Below are 18,379 nucleotides of genomic sequence, written 5' to 3' on the forward strand. Positions count from 1 at the left end.
AAAGAAGTTGAAGAATCAAAAGAAGAAGTTGAAGAACCAAAAGAAGAAGGGAAAGAACCAACAAAAGAAATTGAAGAATCGAAAGAAGAAGAAAAAGAGCCGACAAAAGAAGTTGAAGAATCGAAAGAAGAAGAAAAAGAGCCAACAAAAGAAGTTGAAGAATCGAAAGAAGAAATCAATCAATCGGCACCAGTTCAAGAACAAAACGTGAATAATCAAGTTGTGAAAGAAAAAGTAGTAGAGAATCAAAGCATGAAAGAAAATAAACCAGTTGTTAATAAAGAAGAAGAAAGTAAGAAATCGCTAGGAGCAACAGGTGGACAAGCGAATACATCAACTTTACTTTCGGGTGTAGCATTAGTTCTTTCAGCACTGAGTATGTTTGTATTTAGAAAGAGATTATTTAAGAAATAAAAACGTTTTATCTTATTATAATGTAAAATAATTATGTGAGTTTTTGAGAAGACATTATCATGGCGATTTCATTTTGAAATATGCTTATGATGATGTCTTTTTTAGAAGGATATAAATGTAAAAGGTGTAAATATATTAGAGAAGGAGGAGAGGTTATGCATGTCAGTTCTATTTTGAAAACTGAAGAGGTGGCATCATTTATTGCAAGTATGAATAAAGATGCTACTCATTATGTTGGTTATTGTGGAGACGAGAAAGAGGAGTTATTACAGACAATTATCCATGATTTTTCTGATATAGGATGGGAACAATCTTTTGTTGTTACTTATGAAAATAATAAAATAATAGGTGTATTAGGATTTGATGTGGATGAAGTGAAAAAATGTGCAGAAATATGGGGGCCGTTTATTATTGTAGAGAATTGGGAAGAAGTTGCTTTACATATGTGGAAGGAACTTATAGAAAAGATGCCTTTTCATATTGAGAAATTTTATGGTTTTTATCATGTGGAAAATAATAATTGTGCTCGCTTAATGAAGGATTTACATGCTAAAGAACAAGATCGACATAGTATTCTCATTTTAAAAAACATTCCAAGAAAACGTGTTATATGTAATGTAGAAGAGGCTTTACCAAAAGTATTTGAGCAGTTTATCGCTTTACACAATAATGTTTTTCCTAATACATATTATGAAGGAATTGAAATTATCGAACGTTTAAGTGATACGAATAAATTATTTGTAAGTATGAAGAATGATAAGTTAGAAGGTTATGTATATGTTGAAGTAAATCCGGAGTTTCAAGAAGCGAATATCGAATTTATTGCAACGACTGAAAATAGTAGAAGAAAAGGTGTTGGAGAGCGCTTATTACAAGGGGCAATTCAGTATATTTTCTCCTTTCAAGGGATGAGAGAGATAGAACTATGTTTGAATACGAATAATGATGGTACGATGAAGTTGTACAAGAAAGTAGGTTTTGAGGAGAAAGCATGTTTACAACACTATATAATAGAGTAAAAACCCATTCGTATGAAAATTATATTTCATACGAATGGGTTTTATTTAATTTATTTTGCAGCCCTCAGTAATAATGGATTCAGGACTAATCGGAGGACCGAATTCTTCTTTAGGAGAGGTGCTAATCGTTACATAACCTTCTTTATTTTTTGCGGAACTTCTTTTGCTTGTAAATTAACATCTTCTTTTCGAAGCTCCTTAAAGAGCGAAATGACCATAAGAACAACTACGATAGAAAATGGTAGCGCAGCAATTATAGCTGCTATTTGCAGTGCATTTAATCCTCCAGCTTGTAATAAAATAGCAGCAATTATCGCGATTGTTAATCCCCATATAAGTTTTAAACTATTTTTCGGTGATAAGCTTCCGTTACTCGTTTGCATTGAAACAACAAATGTTGCCGAGTCAGCAGAAGTAACGAAAAATGTGGCTACTAAAATTAACCCGATAATTGTTAAAAATGTAGAGAACGGTAGGTGTGAAATAACAGCAAATAATCCAATCTCTGTACCATTTTTTGCGATTTCATCAGCTATACCAAGCGATTGGAACATTTCCATATGGATAGCGGTACCGCCAAATACTGCAAACCAAAATGTACAGATAAGAGTTGGGACTAATACAACTCCAATAATAAATTCTTTTATTGTACGCCCTTTAGAAATACGAGCGATGAATGTACCGACGAATGGAGACCAAGAGATCCACCATCCCCAATAGAAAATAGTCCAGTTTTCAATCCAAGAAGAAGATTTTTCATTAAATGCTCCTAAATTTAATCCCATACTAGGTAAAGCTCCGATATAAGAACCGAGTGTAGATGTGAAATATTTCATAATAAATACAGTCGGTCCTAAAAGTAAAAAGGAGACGAGTAAAATACCTGCAAGAGAGAAATTTAAGTTACTCAAATATTTAATCCCACGATCTAAGCCTGTTTGTGCACTTGTTAAATATAAAACAGCGAAGATGGCGATAAGTACAAGCTGTGTAAGTACAGTGTTATGAATAGAAGGGAATAAATAGCTTAATCCTCCGGCGATTTGTTGAGCACCAATCCCAACAGATGGCACAATACCGAATACTGTGGCTAAAACAGCCAAAATATCGACTGTTTTTCCGATAGGAGAATTTTTCGATCGATTAAATAATGGAGTAACTGTAGCCCCAATTGTGCTACCTTTTTGTTTACGGAATGTGAAATATGCAATTGTTAAAGCAACCATCGCGTATAGTGACCACGGAAAGAGTCCCCAGTGGAAAAATGAATATTGCATAGCGAGTTTGGCGCTTTCCTCTGTACCTGCTTTTCCTGTTAATGGATCTGTAAAATGTGAAATCGGTTCAGTGATTCCATAAAAGAGGAGTCCAATTCCCATTCCTGCTCCAAACAACATGGATAGCCAAGATGGATAACTATACTGTGGTTTTTCTCCATCTTTACCAAGACGAATAGAACCGTACTTAGAAAATGCTAAATAAGTGGCTAAAATAATCATTGCGGTCATAAGTAGAGAGTAAAACCATCCAAATTTATTGAGGATAAATGAGTTTAAGGAAGATGTAACACTTTGCAAATCATAGCCTTGTATCCAACTTGCCGGGGTAATTCCCCATATGATGAATAATGTTGTTAGCAAGATGGAGATATAAAATACACTGTTTTCTTTTTTTATCATAGAATCCCACCTTTGTTTAATAAAGTTAACAATTATATTAACTATAACAATTAAAAGATTAATTGTCAAAAAATTCGATTTTTATCTTGTGTAAAAGGACAGTTTAATCGCTATGGATTCATAATTATTGGAGGTTAGATAAAGGTAAGTCTGTTCACGATATGTACAAAATATAGGAAGAAATAATATGAAATATTGCATTTTATATTGTTGTATCTAGATTTTATGTTAAATTCTTCAAGGGAATATATAAATAGGGGGCAATGATATGAACAAGAAATCAAAGATTAATAAAGTGATGCTTAGTATTAGTACAATGGCGCTATCGTTAGGAGCAATTCAAACGAATGTATCAGCAGAAGAAAAGGTGCCATACAATGTATTGCATTCGAAACCAGTTGGGATTGAAAAACCAGTAGATGAGATTGGACATGTTTCTAAAGCAGAGGAAACATTATCGTTTCAAGAACGTTTAAAAGTAGGAGACTTTTCACAGCGACCAGCATCTATTATGAAGAGCTCAGAAGTAAAGCAAATTAAAGAAAGCTATTCAATGGCTGATTTAAACAAAATGAATAATCAAGAATTGGTTGAAACGCTAGGAAGTATTAAATGGAATCAAATTACAGACTTATTTCAGTTCAATGAAGATGCAAAGGTTTTTTATAAAGACAAAGGGAAAATGCAAGCAGTTATAGATGAATTAGCTCACCGAGGTAGTACGTTTACGAAAGATGATTCAAAAGGAATTCAAACGTTTACAGAAGTGTTACGTTCAGCTTTTTATCTCGCATTTTACAATAATGAATTAAGTGATTTAAATGAGAGAAGCTTCCAGGATAAATGTTTACCTGCTTTAAAAGCAATTGCAGCCAATCCAAACTTTAAGCTTGGTACATATGAGCAAGATGCAGTCGTATCTGCATACGGTAAATTAATTAGTAATGCTTCAAGTGATGTGGAAACGGTTCAATACGCATCGAATATTTTAAAACAATACAATGATAATCTTCATACGTATGTAGACGATCGTATGAAAGGACAAGCTGTATACGATATGATGCAAGGTATTGATTATGATATGCAATCTTATTTATTTGAAACTCGTAAAGAAGCAAAAGATACAATGTGGTACGGGAAAATAGATGGATTTATTAATGAAATAAATCGTATTGCTCTTTTAAATGAAGTAACACCAGAAAATAAGTGGCTCGTTAATAATGGAATTTATTTTGCTAGTCGTTTAGGGAAGTTTCATAGTAATCCAAATAAAGGTTTAGAGGTTGTTACACAAGCAATGCATATGTATCCGCGTTTAAGTGAGCCGTATTTTGTTGCAGTAGAACAAATTACAACAAATTATAACGGAAAAGATTATAGCGGTAATACGGTAGATTTAGAGACGATACGTAAAGAAGGAAAAGAACAGTACTTACCAAAAACGTATACATTCGACGATGGATCTATCGTATTTAAAACAGGAGATAAAGTATCAGAAGAAAAAATTAAGAGACTATACTGGGCTGCAAAGGAAGTAAAAGCACAGTATCATCGTGTAATTGGGAATGACAAAGCATTAGAGCCAGGTAATGCAGACGACGTATTAACGATAGTAATCTATAATACTCCAGACGAATATCAGTTAAACAGACAACTGTATGGATATGAAACAAACAACGGTGGCATTTATATAGAAGAAACAGGTACATTCTTTACATATGAGCGTACGCCAGAACAAAGTATTTATAGTTTAGAAGAGTTATTCCGTCATGAGTTTACTCATTATCTTCAAGGGAGATTTGAAGTGCCAGGTTTATTTGGAAGAGGAGATATGTATCAAAATGAGAGATTAACTTGGTTCCAAGAAGGAAATGCAGAATTTTTCGCAGGATCTACTCGTACAAATAATGTAGTACCGAGAAAGAGCATCATTAGTGGATTATCATCTGATCCTGCAAGCCGTTATACAGCAGAGCGCACATTATTTGCTAAATATGGTTCTTGGGATTTCTATAATTACTCGTTCGCATTGCAATCTTATTTATATACACATCAATTTGAAACATTTGATAAAATTCAAGATTTAATTCGTGCAAATGACGTGAAAAATTATGATGCCTATCGTGAGAATTTAAGTAAAGATTCTAAACTAAATAAAGAGTATCAAGAGTATATGCAACAGCTAATTGATAATCAAGATAAATATAATGTACCGGAAGTAGCAGATGATTATTTAGCTGAACATGCACCAAAATCGTTAACAGCAGTAGAGAAAGAAATTAGTGATACGTTGCCAATGAAAGAGGCAAAAATGACAAAATATAGCTCCCAATTCTTTAATACATTTACACTAGAAGGCACATTTACAGGTAGTGTAACAAAAGGTGAATCTGAAGATTGGAACGAAATGAGTAAACGAGTAAATGAAGCACTAGAACAACTGGCGCAAAAAGAATGGAGTGGCTACAAAACTGTTACAGCATACTTCGTCAATTATCGTGTGAATAGTTCAAATGAATTTGAATATGATGTAGTCTTCCACGGTATCGCAAAAGATGATGGAGAAAATAAAGCTCCAACGGTTAATATAAATGGACCTTATAATGGGCTTGTAAAAGAAGGAATTCAATTTAAAAGTGATGGCTCAAATGATGAAGATGGAAAAATTGTTTCTTATTTATGGGAATTTGGAGATGGCAGCACAAGTGCAGAAGTTAATCCAATACATGCATATGAAAGAGAAGGAATTTATAAAGTAGCGTTAAGAGTAAAAGATGATAAAGGTAAAGAGAGCAGAAACGAAACCACTGTTACGATTAAAGATGGAAGTTTAACAGAATTAGAACCAAATAATCGTCCAGAGGAAGCAAATCGTATCGGGCTAAACACTACTATAAAAGGTAGCCTTATCGGCGGAGATCACACCGATGTTTATACATTTAATGTAGCATCAACGAAAAATATCGATATTTCCGTTTTAAATGAGTATGGAATCGGGATGACATGGGTGCTTCATCATGAATCAGATATGCAAAATTATGCCGCTTACGGTCAAGCTAATGGAAATCATATAGAGGCAAAATTTAATGCAAAACCAGGTAAGTATTATTTGTATGTATATAAATATGATAATGGCGATGGAACGTACGAATTATTAGTAAAATAAGTGCTTTTCCAATGTATGTTTAACTTTACTTTTTGTGGAAAATAGTATATTATATAGATATATAATATATCGGTTATTTACTAGGAGGAGCCTGTCACAATAGGTTTCTCCTGTTCTTTTTTAGGGGCCTGTCTTACAGGCTTTTCTTTAAAGGATAAATAACTGAAAATTAAGAACTATAATCTTTGAAAGAGGTGGGCATACACATAACAAAAAAGGGATTGTTTAAGAGAGGGGGATAAGAAATGGCTTTGTTTGGTTATCCACTTGAAACAATTTATTTATACGGATTTATTATTGCTACTATACTCACTGTTATTTATATCTTTTTTGGAGATATATTTGAATCCATATTTAGTTTTGGAGGCGGATCTGTATCCGTTGTTACTTTATTACTTAGTTTTTTCGCCATGTTATGTGGACTTAGTTATATAGGAGAATATTTATTTTCCTTTAATAGCATTCTTATTTTCGGGTCTGCATTTGCTATATCCTTTATTGGTGTTTTCATAATGAAAATATTAATTTTAAAGCCGATTGCAGAAGCAGAACAAAACACTGTGCAGCGTATGGATGAATTTATTGGTTGTAAGGGAGAGGTCATTACGACTATTCCTACAGAAGGGTTTGGTGAAGTATTAATTTCCTCCCAATTTGGAAACAATGCAATCCTAGCTAAAACAGTTGGAAAGAAAGATATTTCACAAGGAACTGAAGTTATTATCGAGGGAGTCCAAGATGGTGTTCTGCTTGTACAGAACATTGCTTATTCTTTAAAGAAACCAAAATTATAAGGGGGAATTTACATGACGATTCCATTAATTATCGGTGGAGTATTACTCGCAATTTTAATTCTACTCATTTTAGTATTCATTACAAAGTATCGAACAGTTGGACCAGATGAAGCATTAATTGTTACTGGAAACTGGCTTGGTGGCGGGAAAAATGTAGTTACCACTGATGATGGAAAGAAGATTAAGATTATTCGTGGAGGCGGTACTTTCGTAGTTCCGATTATGCAAAGAGCAGAGCCTTTAAGTCTATTAAACTACAAATTAGAAGTGGGAACACGTGATACGTATACGAAACAAGGTGTACCGATTACAGTAAATGGTGTTTCTATTATTAAAGTAGGGTCTACCATTGAAGAAGTTTCTACAGCAGCTGAACAATATTTAGGAAAAGAAACAGAAGAGTTGAAAATAGAAGCAAAAGAAGTTTTAGAAGGGCATCTACGTGCTATTTTATCTTCTATGACAGTAGAAGATGCCTATAGTAATAGAGAGCAATTTGCTCAAAAGGTACATGAAGTAGCTTCTACAGATTTAAAGAAGATGGGACTTCGCATCGTTTCCTTTACAATTAAAGAAATCATGGATAAGAACGGTTACTTAGATGCACTTGGTCAGCCACAAATTGCGATGGTTAAGCGTGATGCAACAGTTGCAAATGCAGAGCGTGAAAAAGAGGCGCGAATTGAAAAAGCTCGTGCTGAGAAAGAAGCGAAAGAAGCTGAGTATCAACGTGATGCACAAATCGCTGAAGCTGAAAAACATAAAGAGTTAAAAGTACAATCTTATAAGAGAGACCAAGAACAAGCTCGCGCAGATGCAGATCTTTCCTATGAATTACAACAAGCAAAAGCGCAACAAGGTGTTACAGAAGAGCAAATGCGCGTTAAAATCATTGAGCGTGAAAAGCAAATTGAATTAGAAGAAAAAGAGATTGCGCGTCGTGAAAAGCAATATGATGCAGAAGTAAAGAAAAAGGCAGATGCAGATCGCTATGCTGTTGAACAATCAGCAGAAGCGGAAAAAGTAAAACAAATGAAAAAAGCAGATGCAGATCAATATAAAATTGAAGCGGAAGCAAGAGCACGTGCAGAAGAAGTTCGTGTAGAAGGTTTAGCGAAGGCGGAAATCGAAAAAGCGCAAGGTCAAGCAAAAGCAGAAGTACAAAAAGCACAAGGTACAGCGGAAGCAGATGTTATCAGATTAAAAGGTTTAGCAGAAGCGGAAGCGAAACAAAAAATTGCAGAGGCATTTGAGTTATATGGCCAAGCGGCGATTATGGATATGGTTCTTAACATGCTTCCAAGTTATGCGAAGGAAGTTGCAAGCCCACTTAGCAACATTGATAAAATTACAGTTGTCGATACAGGTGGCGGTGGTAAAAATAGCGGTGCCGGAAAAGTTGCAGGTTATGCGACTGATTTAATGGCAACGATGCAAGAAACATTAAAAGCTTCTTCTGGCATTGATTTAAAAGAGTTATTAGAAGGATTTGCTGGAAAAGGAGCAGTACAACAATTATCAAACGATAAACCTGTTGTATCTGTAGTAGAAGATGCGAAAAAAGAAGTAGAAAAAGATAAAGAATAGTAAAGCGGTAGGAACCTCTAGTAAGTGAGATACTAGAGGTTCTTCTGTGAATTATAATATTTCGAATAATATACATTTTTATATATTGTTTTAATTATTTAATTTATATAGAATGAAAAAGGTATGTATCAACTCTTCAATAGAGAAAGAGTTGATACATTTGAATCGTATGATTTATATAAAGAAATTAAATGTAAAACAATTACATTTAAAACGGTATGGAGGGGTAGAAATATGTTTCAAGGGAAATTAAGGAGTAGTAGTTTAAAAGCAAAGTTACTTGTGTCATTTGTTATCATTTTGATTCTTCCAAGTATTGTAATTGGTTGGACGTCTTATCAGCAAGCGAAGACAAACTTTAATGAGACGATTTCACAATCGGCGAAAGACAATATAAAAATTTTGGATAATGTAATTAATAAAGAATTGGATAGTAAAAAAGTAGATGCAGTTTATTTTACGAAACTATTTACACAATCAAGTTACCAAACGGATCAAATACAAAATATCCAAAATAAACTAGAAGAATATAATAAGTTACATCCAGAACTGGAAGCCATCTATACTGGATCCAGCAATGGGCAGTTTATTCAATCACCGTCTATTCAAATGCCAGAAGGATATAATCCTACAGAAAGAGATTGGTATAAAGAGGCAGTGAAAAAAAGTGGAGAAGTAATTATTACAGCTCCATATAAATCAAAAACGACAGGAAATATTGTTATTACAATAGCAAAACAAAATGAGGATAAGAGCGGTGTTCTTGGTATTGATTTAATTATTAATGATATCGTAAACACTTCAAAGATGGTTAATATCGGTAAAAGTGGATATGTAGCAATTTTTGATCAAGATAAAAATGTGGTAGCACATCCAACGATGAAGCCAGGTGATAAGGTAGAAGAGAAACTTGAAAAAGAGTTGTACAAACAAGAAACAGGTGATTTTAATTTCAGATTAGATGGTGAAGATCGTCATATCACTTTTAAAACAAATAAGATAACTGGATGGAAAATAGCAGGAATTATGCCTGCAAAAGAAATTATTGAAGCTGCTGAACCTATTTTCTATAAAACGATAACTGTTATTGGTATTTCATTAATAATTGGCGGGATTTTAATTTACTTCATAATTGCTTCTATTATTAATCCGTTAAAACAACTTGTTATATCGTCGAAAAAGATTAGTGAAGGCGATTTAACAGAATCCATTACAGTTCATTCTAAAGATGAAATTGGACAGTTAGGAGAAAGCTTTAACGAGATGGCAGCATCATTACAGAATGTCATTTCCAATATAAATACTTCAGCAGGTCATGTAGCGGCATCTTCAGAAGAATTAACAGCTAGTATGAAGCAGACGAGTGAAGCAACGGAACAAATTACACAAGCGATAGAGCAAGTGTCGAGTGGAGCGGAAATACAAACGAAAGAAGTCGAAGAAGGCGCAACATTATTAGAAGAAGTTACAGAAGGAATTCAACGTGTGGCAGACAGTTCTTCATTAGTATCCACAGCATCTATGTATACGAAGAAAAAGGCTGAAGATGGTGGGAAGTTAGTTGAACAAACGGTGAATCAAATGCAATTAATCCATGAGTCTGTTTCACAATCAGATAAAGTTATTGTTTTGCTAGATGATAAGTCGAAACAAATTGGAGCAATCCTTGAGGTAATTCAACATATTGCAGAGCAGACAAATTTATTAGCATTAAATGCTGCAATTGAGGCTGCGAGAGCTGGAGAACAAGGAAGAGGATTTGCAATTGTAGCAGATGAAGTGCGAAAGTTAGCAGAACAATCAGGACAGTCTTCTACGGAAATTGGAAAACTAGTAAAAGAGATACAATTTGACATAAAAGAAACAGTAAGCTCTATGAAGCAAGTTGGAACAGAAGTACAATCAGGACTTGTAGTTGCAAATGAAACGAAGCAAAGCTTCGCTGAAATATTGAAGTCTACAGATGATACAGTTGTACAAATTGATAGTATGGTAGAAGTAGCGGAACAAATGACAGTAGATGCAAAACAAGTTAGTGCATCTATTAATGAAATTGCAGCTACAATTGAAGAAAATGCAGCAAGCGTTCAAAATATTGCTGGTTCTTCAGAAGAACAATTAGCTTCGGTAGATGAAATCAATGCAGCAGCAGTTCATTTATCGCAAATGGCAGAAGAATTACAAGAGATGATTGGGAAATTTAAAGTGTAATAAAAAATGTTAAGAAACGAGGTAGTAATTGTACTTCGTTTCTTTTTTTGTGAAGATAAAAATAAAGAAATATAGAGTAACCGTGTTATGATTAGTTGTAATCGCAAAAGACTGTAAATTCATTAAATTCTATCTTTAATTATGTTAGGGGAATGGTTTTGAAATTTAAAAAGTTAAAACTACAACCGAGAATCACAATAACAATTAGTACACTTATTCTAGTCGTACTTCTATTAACAAGTTATTTATTTTATTACATATTGTCTGAAACGGTAGAAGAGCAAATTGGGAAACGGGCTTTGCATGTTGCGAAAACAGTTGCTGCTATACCTGAAATAACGGAAGCTTTTCAAAAAGAAAACCCAGCTTCTATCATTCAGCCAATTGCAGAAAAAATTCGAATTGATACAGATGCTGATTTTATTGTAGTTGGAAACAAAGAGGGGATTCGATATGCACATCCTAAGCGAGATAAAATAGGAGAAGCAATGGTTGGTGGAGATAATAAAGGAGTTCTAGTAGAAGGGAAATCTTATATTTCGAAAGCAACTGGATCATTAGGTCCTTCATTACGCGGCAAAGTTCCAATCCGTAATCAGGAAAATGAAATTATAGGCGTGGTGTCTGTTGGATTTTCAATGGATGATATTCATGGAGCGGTAGAAGTATATGGAAAGCGTGTATTTTGGATTACAGTAATAGGTCTTTTAATTGGGATAATTGGTTCTATATATTTAGCCGGAAGTATAAAAAGAATGATGTTTGGGATGGAGCCAGAAGAAATTTCATCTTTATATGAAGAGCATAGTACAGTGATTCAATCTGTACGTGAAGGGATTATTGTCATTGATCACAATGGCATGATTAGTTTAGTCAATCAAGCGGCTTATGATATTCTTTCGTTAGATGAACAGCGTAATATTATTGGAGAATTTATTTTAAATGTAATTCCTAATTCAACGATACTAGATGTACTTCAAACTGGTGAAGAACAGTTTGATCGTCAATTAAATATAAAAGGGCAGGCTGTTATTGCGAACCGTCTACCTATTAAAGTAAAGAATAAAGTAACTGGCGTTGTATCGAGCTTACGTTTGAAATCTGAAATGGATCAGTTAACAGCAGAGTTATCTCAGACGAAGCAATATACAGAGGCATTACGAGCGCAAACGCATGAATATAACAATTTGTTGTATACGCTTTCAGGGCTTATCCAGTTAGAATCATATGAAGATGCTTTAGAGCTTATTCATAAGGAAACAGCGGTATATCAAGATTTTGTTCAATTTATTATGAAGCGAATTCAAAATCCATGGTTAGGTGGAATTTTAATTGGATTCTATAATAGAGCGCGAGAGTTAAAGATTGATTTTATGCTAGATCGAGAAAGTAGCTTAGATAAATTAAGCCCGCATATTGAGAGTAATTACGTCGTTTCTATTTTAGGAAATTTAATTACGAATGCATTTGAAGCAATTGAAAGAAATGAAGAGAATGATAAGAAGGTAAGGATGTTTGTAACTGATATTGGAGAAGAGATAGTAATTGAAGTGGAAGATTCAGGACAAGGGATTCATGATGAAGTCATTACTAGCATATTTTATAAAGGCTTCTCGACGAAAGAAGGCGGGAAACGAGGATATGGATTAGCAAAAGTGAAAGAGTTAGTAGAAGATTTAAATGGAAGTATTGCAATCGAAAAAGGGGATTTAGGTGGTGCATTATTTATTATTGCATTACCAAAAGAGAGAGGCGAATTGTAATGGGTGAGGAGATTGAAGTATTGATTGTAGAAGATGATATTCGAATTGCGGACATTCATCGTCGTTTTACTGAAAAGATTGAGGGATTTAAAGTAATTGGAACAGCAACGACTGGAGAACAAGCGAAAGAATGGCTAGAGTTTGTGAAGCCACAACTCGTTTTATTAGACGTGTACTTACCTGATATGCAAGGAACCGAACTTGTCACATATATTAGGAATAATTTGCATGATACAGATATTATTATGATTACAGCTGCATCGGAAACAGATGTAGTGAGGCACGCTCTACGAGGCGGAGTAACAGATTATATCGTAAAGCCACTTATGTTTGATCGATTTAAAGCGAGTTTGGAAAGTTACCAAAAAAAGATTGTGCAGTTAAAAAAAACTAATCAATTATCTATAGAACAAATTGAACATTTATGGTCTCAAAGAGGCGTAAAGGGAAATGAAATAGAATATGCCCCGAAAGGGATAGATCCTTTAACTTTAGCAAAAATAAAAAAGCATATGTTAGCAGTTGATGAAGAAGGTATTACGGCAGAAGTGTTAAGCTCAATGGTTGGGGTAAGCCGATCAACAGCGAGGCGTTATTTAGAGTATTTAATATCTGGAAAGAAAGTTCATGCGGAGCTTATATATGGGAGTGTAGGGAGACCAGAAAGAAGGTATTTTCTTGTTTCTTCATAACAAAAAAACAGTAGAGAATTACATTTCTTCTACTGTTTTTTTACGTCTTATATTGGAATAATTCCGATTACAATTCCCGTAATTAACATCACCATTGTCGTTCCAACAGCCCAAAGTAACGTAAAGCGTTGATGTTCACCAAAATCAACTTTGGCCATTCCGACTAATAAATAAGTGGAAGCGACAAGAGGACTTAATAAGTGAACAGGTTGCCCGAGTAATGAAGCACGTCCCATTTCAGCTGCACTAATCCCGTAAGCAGCGGCAGCTTTCGTTAAAATAGGTAATACTCCGAAGTAAAATGCATCATTGGACATGAAAAATGTGAACGGCATACTAAGAAGAGCTGTAATAATCGGTAATTGTGGTCCAAGAGCGTCTGGTATAAGAGTGACTACACTTTGAGCCATTGCATCTACCATTTTTGTTCCTGACAAAATACCAGTGAAAATTCCAGCGGCAAATACGAGAGAAACAACGGCTAATACGTTTCCTGCGTGAGAAGCAATACGTTCTTTCTGTTGTTCTAAGTTCGGATAGTTAAGCATAACAGCAATGGCGAAAGCGATTGTAAATAAAACAGGTAACGGCATAACTTCTAGTATGAGACAGACAAGTAAGGTAACAGTTAATAAAAAGTTAATCCATAGAAGTTTAGGGCGTTTATGAACGGCAGCTTCTACTGTGGCAGCTTGCTCATCCATCGTTTGCATTTGTTTTAAGTATTGTACATCCATAATTCCTAATCGTTTTCTTTCTTTTTTGCCAAGATAGTAAGCAACGAAAACGACCCAAATTGCACCAGCGATCATTCCTGGTATAAGTGGTGTAAAGAGCTCTGATGCGTCTAGTCCAAGAGCACTCATAACCCGAGCTGTCGGTCCGCCCCACGGTGTAAGATTTGTCACTCCTGCTCCTAACATAACAACCCCAGCTAATATAAGTGGATTCATTCCAAGGCGTTTATATAATGGGTACATTGCGGAAACCGTAATCATATACGTTGTTGTTCCATCCCCATCTAATGAAACGATAATAGTAAGAATCGCTGTACCAACAACAATTTTTAAAGGATCTCCTTTTACAAATTTCAAAATCCTACTAATGACAGGATCGAATAAACCGCTATCAATCATAATTCCAAAATACAAAATAGCAAACATAAGCATAATACCAGTAGGTGCTAGTTTTTGAATTCCTTCTAACATCATAGGTCCCATATTTGCATAAAAACCGCCAATTAATGCGAAAGTAATTGGAATTAATATTAATGCTACTAGTGCTGACATACGTTTCGTCATAATTAAAAACATAAAGACAAATACCATCGCAAATCCAAGTAGTGCTAACATGTAATCTCCCCCTCAAGAATGATTGCGCTTTCAAAATGTAACGAAAATTCAGAAAAAGTGTTTTTTATTTATCATAAAAGCATTCATTCAAATGGTAAATAATTTGAAAAATAACATCATTAGAAGCATAATTTTTATTTTGGTCATTTTGTTCACGGTAGTTAATTTGAATTTTTAAAAAGTAAGCTGCTCTCCGTAAGAATGGTAGAATAAGATGAAAATATTGAAGTGTGAAATAGGGAGTAGATTTTATATGAAAACGAGAATTGAAGAGATTTATAGTTCTTATGAAGGAAAAGTAGAAGAGATTTTTGTTAATGAATCTTCTTACGTATATGAGTGGGAAAATTTAATGATGATCCGAAAAAATAACGGTGAGCTTGAAAAAGTTGCGGTCGGTATTAGTGGAAATATAAGGTTAGTAAATGTAGTTGTTGGTCAGCAAATTAATACAGATACATTATTAGTTAAGTTAGAAGACGATTTATTAATTACAGGTTGTGAATGATGAGAGATGTGTAGAAATGGCTACACATCTTTTTTGGTCTTTATATTACAAAAAGTACATTATTTTTTCACAAATCTCACACAACTTTTTGATATGCTCCTTGTGGAAGATACGGTTAGGGAGGAAGTAAAATGAGAACAAAGTATGTGACACTTGCTATATGCTTATTCTTTGTCTTTACAATAGTAGGATGTGGTAAGAAACAAGCAGAGGCTGTAGCAATTGATGAGAAACATGATAAGTGTGATATTTGCCAAATTGGGGTAATGGATAATCAATTTGCAACAGAAGTCATTTTAGAAAATGGAAAAGCGTTAAAGTTTGATGATATCGGTTGTATGTATAAATGGATGGAGATTAATCCAGGTGAAAAGACGAAAGAAAAATTTGTTCGAGATTATGATTCGAAAGAGTGGATTTCGTTAGAAGATGCGACTTACGTATATGATAAAACAATAACGACACCGATGGCTTATAATGTCATTTCATTTGAAAATAAAAAGGATGCAGAAAACTTTGTGTCTAACTATAAAGGGAAAGTTCTTTCATATAAAGAGCTAGCAGAGCATAAATGGGAAATGAATAAAGAGATGATGGGGAACCCGAAAAAGGGAAATCACGGTGGTCATCATTAATACTAAAAAAAGACAACTACATAAGTTGTCTTTTTTAGTATTACTCAGGTGCAAATATAGAAAAGGTGTAAAAATTTTAGAAGAACGGTTACAATGGAATATAGTAACCTAAAGCAATCATTTATGTACTTTTTAGAAATGTATACAAATGCGGTAAAATCGTGCTAAACTAATTGCTTCATAATGTTAATGATGAGGCCATCAGGCACATCATTCCAATAGGTTGAGAAACATAGTATAGGTTTTAAGATAATCCGATTAAAGAAGGAATATAAAGGGCTTATGGATAAATGTACTCAAGAAGAGTTATTGTATGTGATGGAGGAATGGTTAAGAAAACATTATCTTTCATAGGAGCTGTAGTTGTGAGAAAACAAAAAATTTTATTATGTATGTTATTAGGACTTTTAATGACGGTAGTGGCTTGCGATAAGCAAGAGGAGCCAGAATCGAAACCGGTTCATGTGAAAAACGAAAAGAAAAAAGAAAAGCATAAAGAACAGGAAGAACCTAAAGAAGAAAAAAGTATAAATTTAATGGACAAACAGTTGCTACTTTCTGCGACTCTTGGAGACACGGAAACAGCTATGAAGCTGATTCAAGATGGAGCCAATATAAACGTAGAAGGTGACAACGGAGAAACTCCTATCCTTGCAGCAACGTATCAAAATCATGTAGAGACAGTTAAAGCATTAATTGGTGCAGGTGCTAATATTGAAAGGAAAGATGAGAAACAAAGTAATCCATTTCTTTATGCAAGTAGAGAAGGATATACAGACATTGTAAAGCTACTAATTAATGCAGGGGTTAATACGAAAGAAACTACTAAATCAGGTGGAACAGCACTTATTTCTGCATCTGAACGTGGCCATGTAGAGGTCGTAAAAGAGTTATTAGAGCATACAGATATTGATGTGAACTATAGAAATGATCGTGGTGGAACAGCTGTAGTAGAAGCAATCGTATTAGGAAATGGTAGTGAAAACCATAAGAAAGTAATTCAAATGCTTATTGACCACGGGGCAGATGTAAATTTGGCCAATAAGGAAAATATTACGCCACTGCAATATGCTGAAAAAAGAGGTTTTAAAGATATTGCAAATATGTTGAGGTTAGCTGGAGCGAATGAAGTCGTACAGCCACAACCACAACCGGTGGAATAACAAGATAAAGAAATAAAAAGTACGAAATAATCTCATTTAGATAGACAGAATGAAGAAGTCATTTAGTATGATGGATTCAGTAATGTGTATTTGAATGGGATTTTTGTTTTGAAAAAATTGTTTGAAGAGAGGGTATAGTAAATAAGGAGGATAAAACAATTTAAGCCGAGATTTTACTTGTTTATAATCAACTAGGAATAATAAAGTGTGTAAATGAACATGGCAATAAGAAAGCCGTATCCCAAAAAAGGATACGGCTTTTTTTACAAGGAGATAAGGGATCAAAAAAATGAAGAAGTCTTATCTCTTTTATATGAGTAAAGAGTCTAGAATGAATCTTGTCCTTTTCATTATTTATTTAACTCCATTGCAACTTGTTTGCCATTTACGAAAACCTCTGCCACCGCTACTACAACTTCCATCACTTTTTTCATGTCTCATCTCTCCTTGTTTTTTGTTTCATTTCTTACTTTTAGTATAAGGAAATATAGCACTTGCAACTATCGAATTGGATGACAAGAGACTTACATTGTTGTAAGGACAATCGTTTTATTTGTAATAAATGTGATTTCGAATATGGATTCAGAAATTTCTGTTGTTTTGAACTATAATTAGAAAGAGAGTGGCTTAGAAAGAAGGGGATAATATGAAAAGAATTCTTGTTATTAGTGATATTCATGGAGAAATAGAAAAGTTCGAACAGTTATTAGAAGAAGCTCAATATGATGCAAGACAGGATCAATTGATTTTATTAGGGGATTATGTAGATCGGGGTCCCAATGCGCGTGCTGTAATTGAAAAGGTAAAAGCGTTAAAAGAAGAGGGAGCCCTCGTTCTAAAGGGTAATCATGAAGATATGATGATTAAAGCGTTAACGACTGATGAAGAACGTTCATGGAACCATTGGGTAAAAAGGAATGGTGGAGATAAGACTTTATACAGCTATGGCTTTGTAGAAGAAGATATTGTGGTTAATGAAGAAGCCTTCCAAAAACCAATTTTACAATCGCATGTTTTAGAGGAACATGTAAAATTTATTCAAGAATTAGATCATTACATTGAAACAGAAGAGTATATATTTGTACATGCCGGTGTTGAGCCATTGAAGCGAGTTTCGGAATGTGAACCATATACGTTAATGTGGATACGTAATGAGTTTCATAGTGGGTATAGTGGTGAAAAGGTTGTTGTATTTGGTCATACGGAAACAAAAACGTTTCATGGTAGTGAGAATTGCGGCGTGTATTTTGGGAGTAATCGTATTATAGGGATTGATGGCGGTGCTGTATATGGTGGCCAGTTAAATTGTTTAGAATTGCCGAGTAAAAAGGTGTACGTAGTAAAAAGTTGAAAGAGATAAGGGGAGTCTTATTTCTTTCAATTTTTTATTAAGAAA

The 18,379-nt window shown here is 34.2% G+C and carries 14 protein-coding genes and 1 pseudogene; 13 read left to right on the forward strand and 2 right to left on the reverse strand.

All coding sequences use genetic code 11. The features are described 5' to 3' along the window. Both GFJ36_RS02350 and GFJ36_RS02355 read left to right on the forward strand, forming a co-directional pair. On the forward strand, positions 1 to 414 hold a 414-nt coding region (locus GFJ36_RS02350; protein ID WP_157349446.1), incomplete at its 5' end, for an LPXTG cell wall anchor domain-containing protein. A 155-nt stretch (positions 415 to 569) separates the two neighbouring features. After that, positions 570 to 1,433: a GNAT family N-acetyltransferase gene (locus GFJ36_RS02355; RefSeq protein ID WP_088061758.1), complete on the forward strand. Its 864-nt coding sequence runs from the start codon at positions 570 to 572 to the stop codon at positions 1,431 to 1,433. 128 nt (positions 1,434 to 1,561) lie between these two features. Here the strand turns inward: GFJ36_RS02355 and opuD are convergent, their stop codons facing one another. After that, positions 1,562 to 3,112: a glycine betaine transporter OpuD gene (gene opuD / locus GFJ36_RS02360; RefSeq protein WP_046956767.1), complete on the reverse strand. Its 1,551-nt coding sequence runs from the start codon at positions 3,110 to 3,112 to the stop codon at positions 1,562 to 1,564. Positions 3,113 to 3,380: 268 nt separating this feature from the next. Here opuD and colA point away from each other — a divergent pair, with 268 nt between their 5' ends. From colA to GFJ36_RS02390, 7 genes and pseudogenes are all read left to right on the forward strand, one after another. Beyond that, the gene (colA, locus tag GFJ36_RS02365; protein ID WP_098230344.1) at positions 3,381 to 6,278 is read left to right on the forward strand and encodes a collagenase ColA; all 2,898 of its coding nucleotides are present in this window, start codon (positions 3,381 to 3,383) and stop codon (positions 6,276 to 6,278) included. A gap of 245 nt (positions 6,279 to 6,523) precedes the next feature. Beyond that, a complete protein-coding gene (locus GFJ36_RS02370; protein ID WP_001173145.1) occupies positions 6,524 to 7,072 on the forward strand; it encodes an NfeD family protein in 549 nt (182 codons plus the stop codon). 12 nt (positions 7,073 to 7,084) lie between these two features. Further along, entirely contained in the window at positions 7,085 to 8,659 is a 1,575-nt protein-coding gene (locus tag GFJ36_RS02375; RefSeq protein ID WP_000154996.1) for a flotillin family protein, read from the forward strand. Positions 8,660 to 8,893: 234 nt separating this feature from the next. Beyond that, positions 8,894 to 9,928 (forward strand): annotated as a pseudogene (locus tag GFJ36_RS30165) (HAMP domain-containing protein); the annotation flags it as partial. 81 nt (positions 9,929 to 10,009) lie between these two features. After that, entirely contained in the window at positions 10,010 to 10,870 is an 861-nt protein-coding gene (locus GFJ36_RS30170; RefSeq protein ID WP_371399490.1) for a methyl-accepting chemotaxis protein, read from the forward strand. A gap of 152 nt (positions 10,871 to 11,022) precedes the next feature. Beyond that, positions 11,023 to 12,633: an ATP-binding protein gene (locus GFJ36_RS02385; RefSeq protein ID WP_088061766.1), complete on the forward strand. Its 1,611-nt coding sequence runs from the start codon at positions 11,023 to 11,025 to the stop codon at positions 12,631 to 12,633. Further along, the gene (locus GFJ36_RS02390) at positions 12,633 to 13,325 is read left to right on the forward strand and encodes a response regulator (RefSeq protein WP_088061768.1); all 693 of its coding nucleotides are present in this window, start codon (positions 12,633 to 12,635) and stop codon (positions 13,323 to 13,325) included. Before GFJ36_RS02385 ends, GFJ36_RS02390 begins: the two co-directional genes overlap by 1 nt. Before the next feature lie 47 nt (positions 13,326 to 13,372). Here GFJ36_RS02390 and GFJ36_RS02395 read toward each other — a convergent pair whose 3' ends face one another. Further along, positions 13,373 to 14,677: a CitMHS family transporter gene (locus GFJ36_RS02395; RefSeq protein WP_000880452.1), complete on the reverse strand. Its 1,305-nt coding sequence runs from the start codon at positions 14,675 to 14,677 to the stop codon at positions 13,373 to 13,375. Positions 14,678 to 14,930: 253 nt separating this feature from the next. On the opposite strand from GFJ36_RS02395, the gene GFJ36_RS02400 reads away from it, so the two are divergent. The 4 genes from GFJ36_RS02400 (at position 14,931) to GFJ36_RS02415 (ending at position 18,334) form a co-directional block, all read left to right on the forward strand. Then, entirely contained in the window at positions 14,931 to 15,185 is a 255-nt protein-coding gene (locus GFJ36_RS02400; RefSeq protein WP_087983445.1) for a hypothetical protein, read from the forward strand. A gap of 131 nt (positions 15,186 to 15,316) precedes the next feature. Further along, positions 15,317 to 15,820 carry a nitrous oxide reductase accessory protein NosL gene (locus GFJ36_RS02405; protein ID WP_001259409.1) on the forward strand — a complete coding sequence of 168 codons (504 nt, stop codon included), beginning with the start codon at positions 15,317 to 15,319 and terminating at the stop codon, positions 15,818 to 15,820. Between the two features lie 290 nt (positions 15,821 to 16,110). After that, complete coding sequence (locus GFJ36_RS02410; RefSeq protein WP_097890741.1) at positions 16,111 to 16,983, forward strand: ankyrin repeat domain-containing protein; 873 nt, start codon at positions 16,111 to 16,113, stop codon at positions 16,981 to 16,983. A 646-nt stretch (positions 16,984 to 17,629) separates the two neighbouring features. Beyond that, positions 17,630 to 18,334, forward strand: coding sequence for a metallophosphoesterase family protein (locus tag GFJ36_RS02415; RefSeq protein ID WP_048562841.1), 705 nt, complete (start codon positions 17,630 to 17,632; stop codon positions 18,332 to 18,334). Positions 18,335 to 18,379 lie beyond the last annotated feature (45 nt).

The sequence above is a fragment of the Bacillus sp. EE-W1 genome, assembly GCF_009760835.1.
GTDB lineage: Bacteria > Bacillota > Bacilli > Bacillales > Bacillaceae_G > Bacillus_A > Bacillus_A wiedmannii.

Bases quoted from the DNA above. Each gene is read 5' to 3' on its own strand.
- GFJ36_RS02355 (WP_088061758.1), top strand. From the start codon at position 570: ATGCATGTCAGTTCTATTTTGAAAACTGAAGAGGTGGCATCATTTATT.
- GFJ36_RS02385 (WP_088061766.1), top strand. From the start codon at position 11,023: ATGGTTTTGAAATTTAAAAAGTTAAAACTACAACCGAGAATCACAATA.
- GFJ36_RS02395 (WP_000880452.1), bottom strand. From the start codon at position 14,677: ATGTTAGCACTACTTGGATTTGCGATGGTATTTGTCTTTATGTTTTTA.
- GFJ36_RS02390 (WP_088061768.1), top strand. From the start codon at position 12,633: ATGGGTGAGGAGATTGAAGTATTGATTGTAGAAGATGATATTCGAATT.
- opuD (WP_046956767.1), bottom strand. From the start codon at position 3,112: ATGATAAAAAAAGAAAACAGTGTATTTTATATCTCCATCTTGCTAACA.
- GFJ36_RS02400 (WP_087983445.1), top strand. From the start codon at position 14,931: ATGAAAACGAGAATTGAAGAGATTTATAGTTCTTATGAAGGAAAAGTA.
- GFJ36_RS02370 (WP_001173145.1), top strand. From the start codon at position 6,524: ATGGCTTTGTTTGGTTATCCACTTGAAACAATTTATTTATACGGATTT.
- GFJ36_RS02405 (WP_001259409.1), top strand. From the start codon at position 15,317: ATGAGAACAAAGTATGTGACACTTGCTATATGCTTATTCTTTGTCTTT.
- colA (WP_098230344.1), top strand. From the start codon at position 3,381: ATGAACAAGAAATCAAAGATTAATAAAGTGATGCTTAGTATTAGTACA.
- GFJ36_RS02410 (WP_097890741.1), top strand. From the start codon at position 16,111: ATGTACTCAAGAAGAGTTATTGTATGTGATGGAGGAATGGTTAAGAAA.
- GFJ36_RS02415 (WP_048562841.1), top strand. From the start codon at position 17,630: ATGAAAAGAATTCTTGTTATTAGTGATATTCATGGAGAAATAGAAAAG.
- GFJ36_RS02375 (WP_000154996.1), top strand. From the start codon at position 7,085: ATGACGATTCCATTAATTATCGGTGGAGTATTACTCGCAATTTTAATT.
- GFJ36_RS30170 (WP_371399490.1), top strand. From the start codon at position 10,010: ATGAAGCAGACGAGTGAAGCAACGGAACAAATTACACAAGCGATAGAG.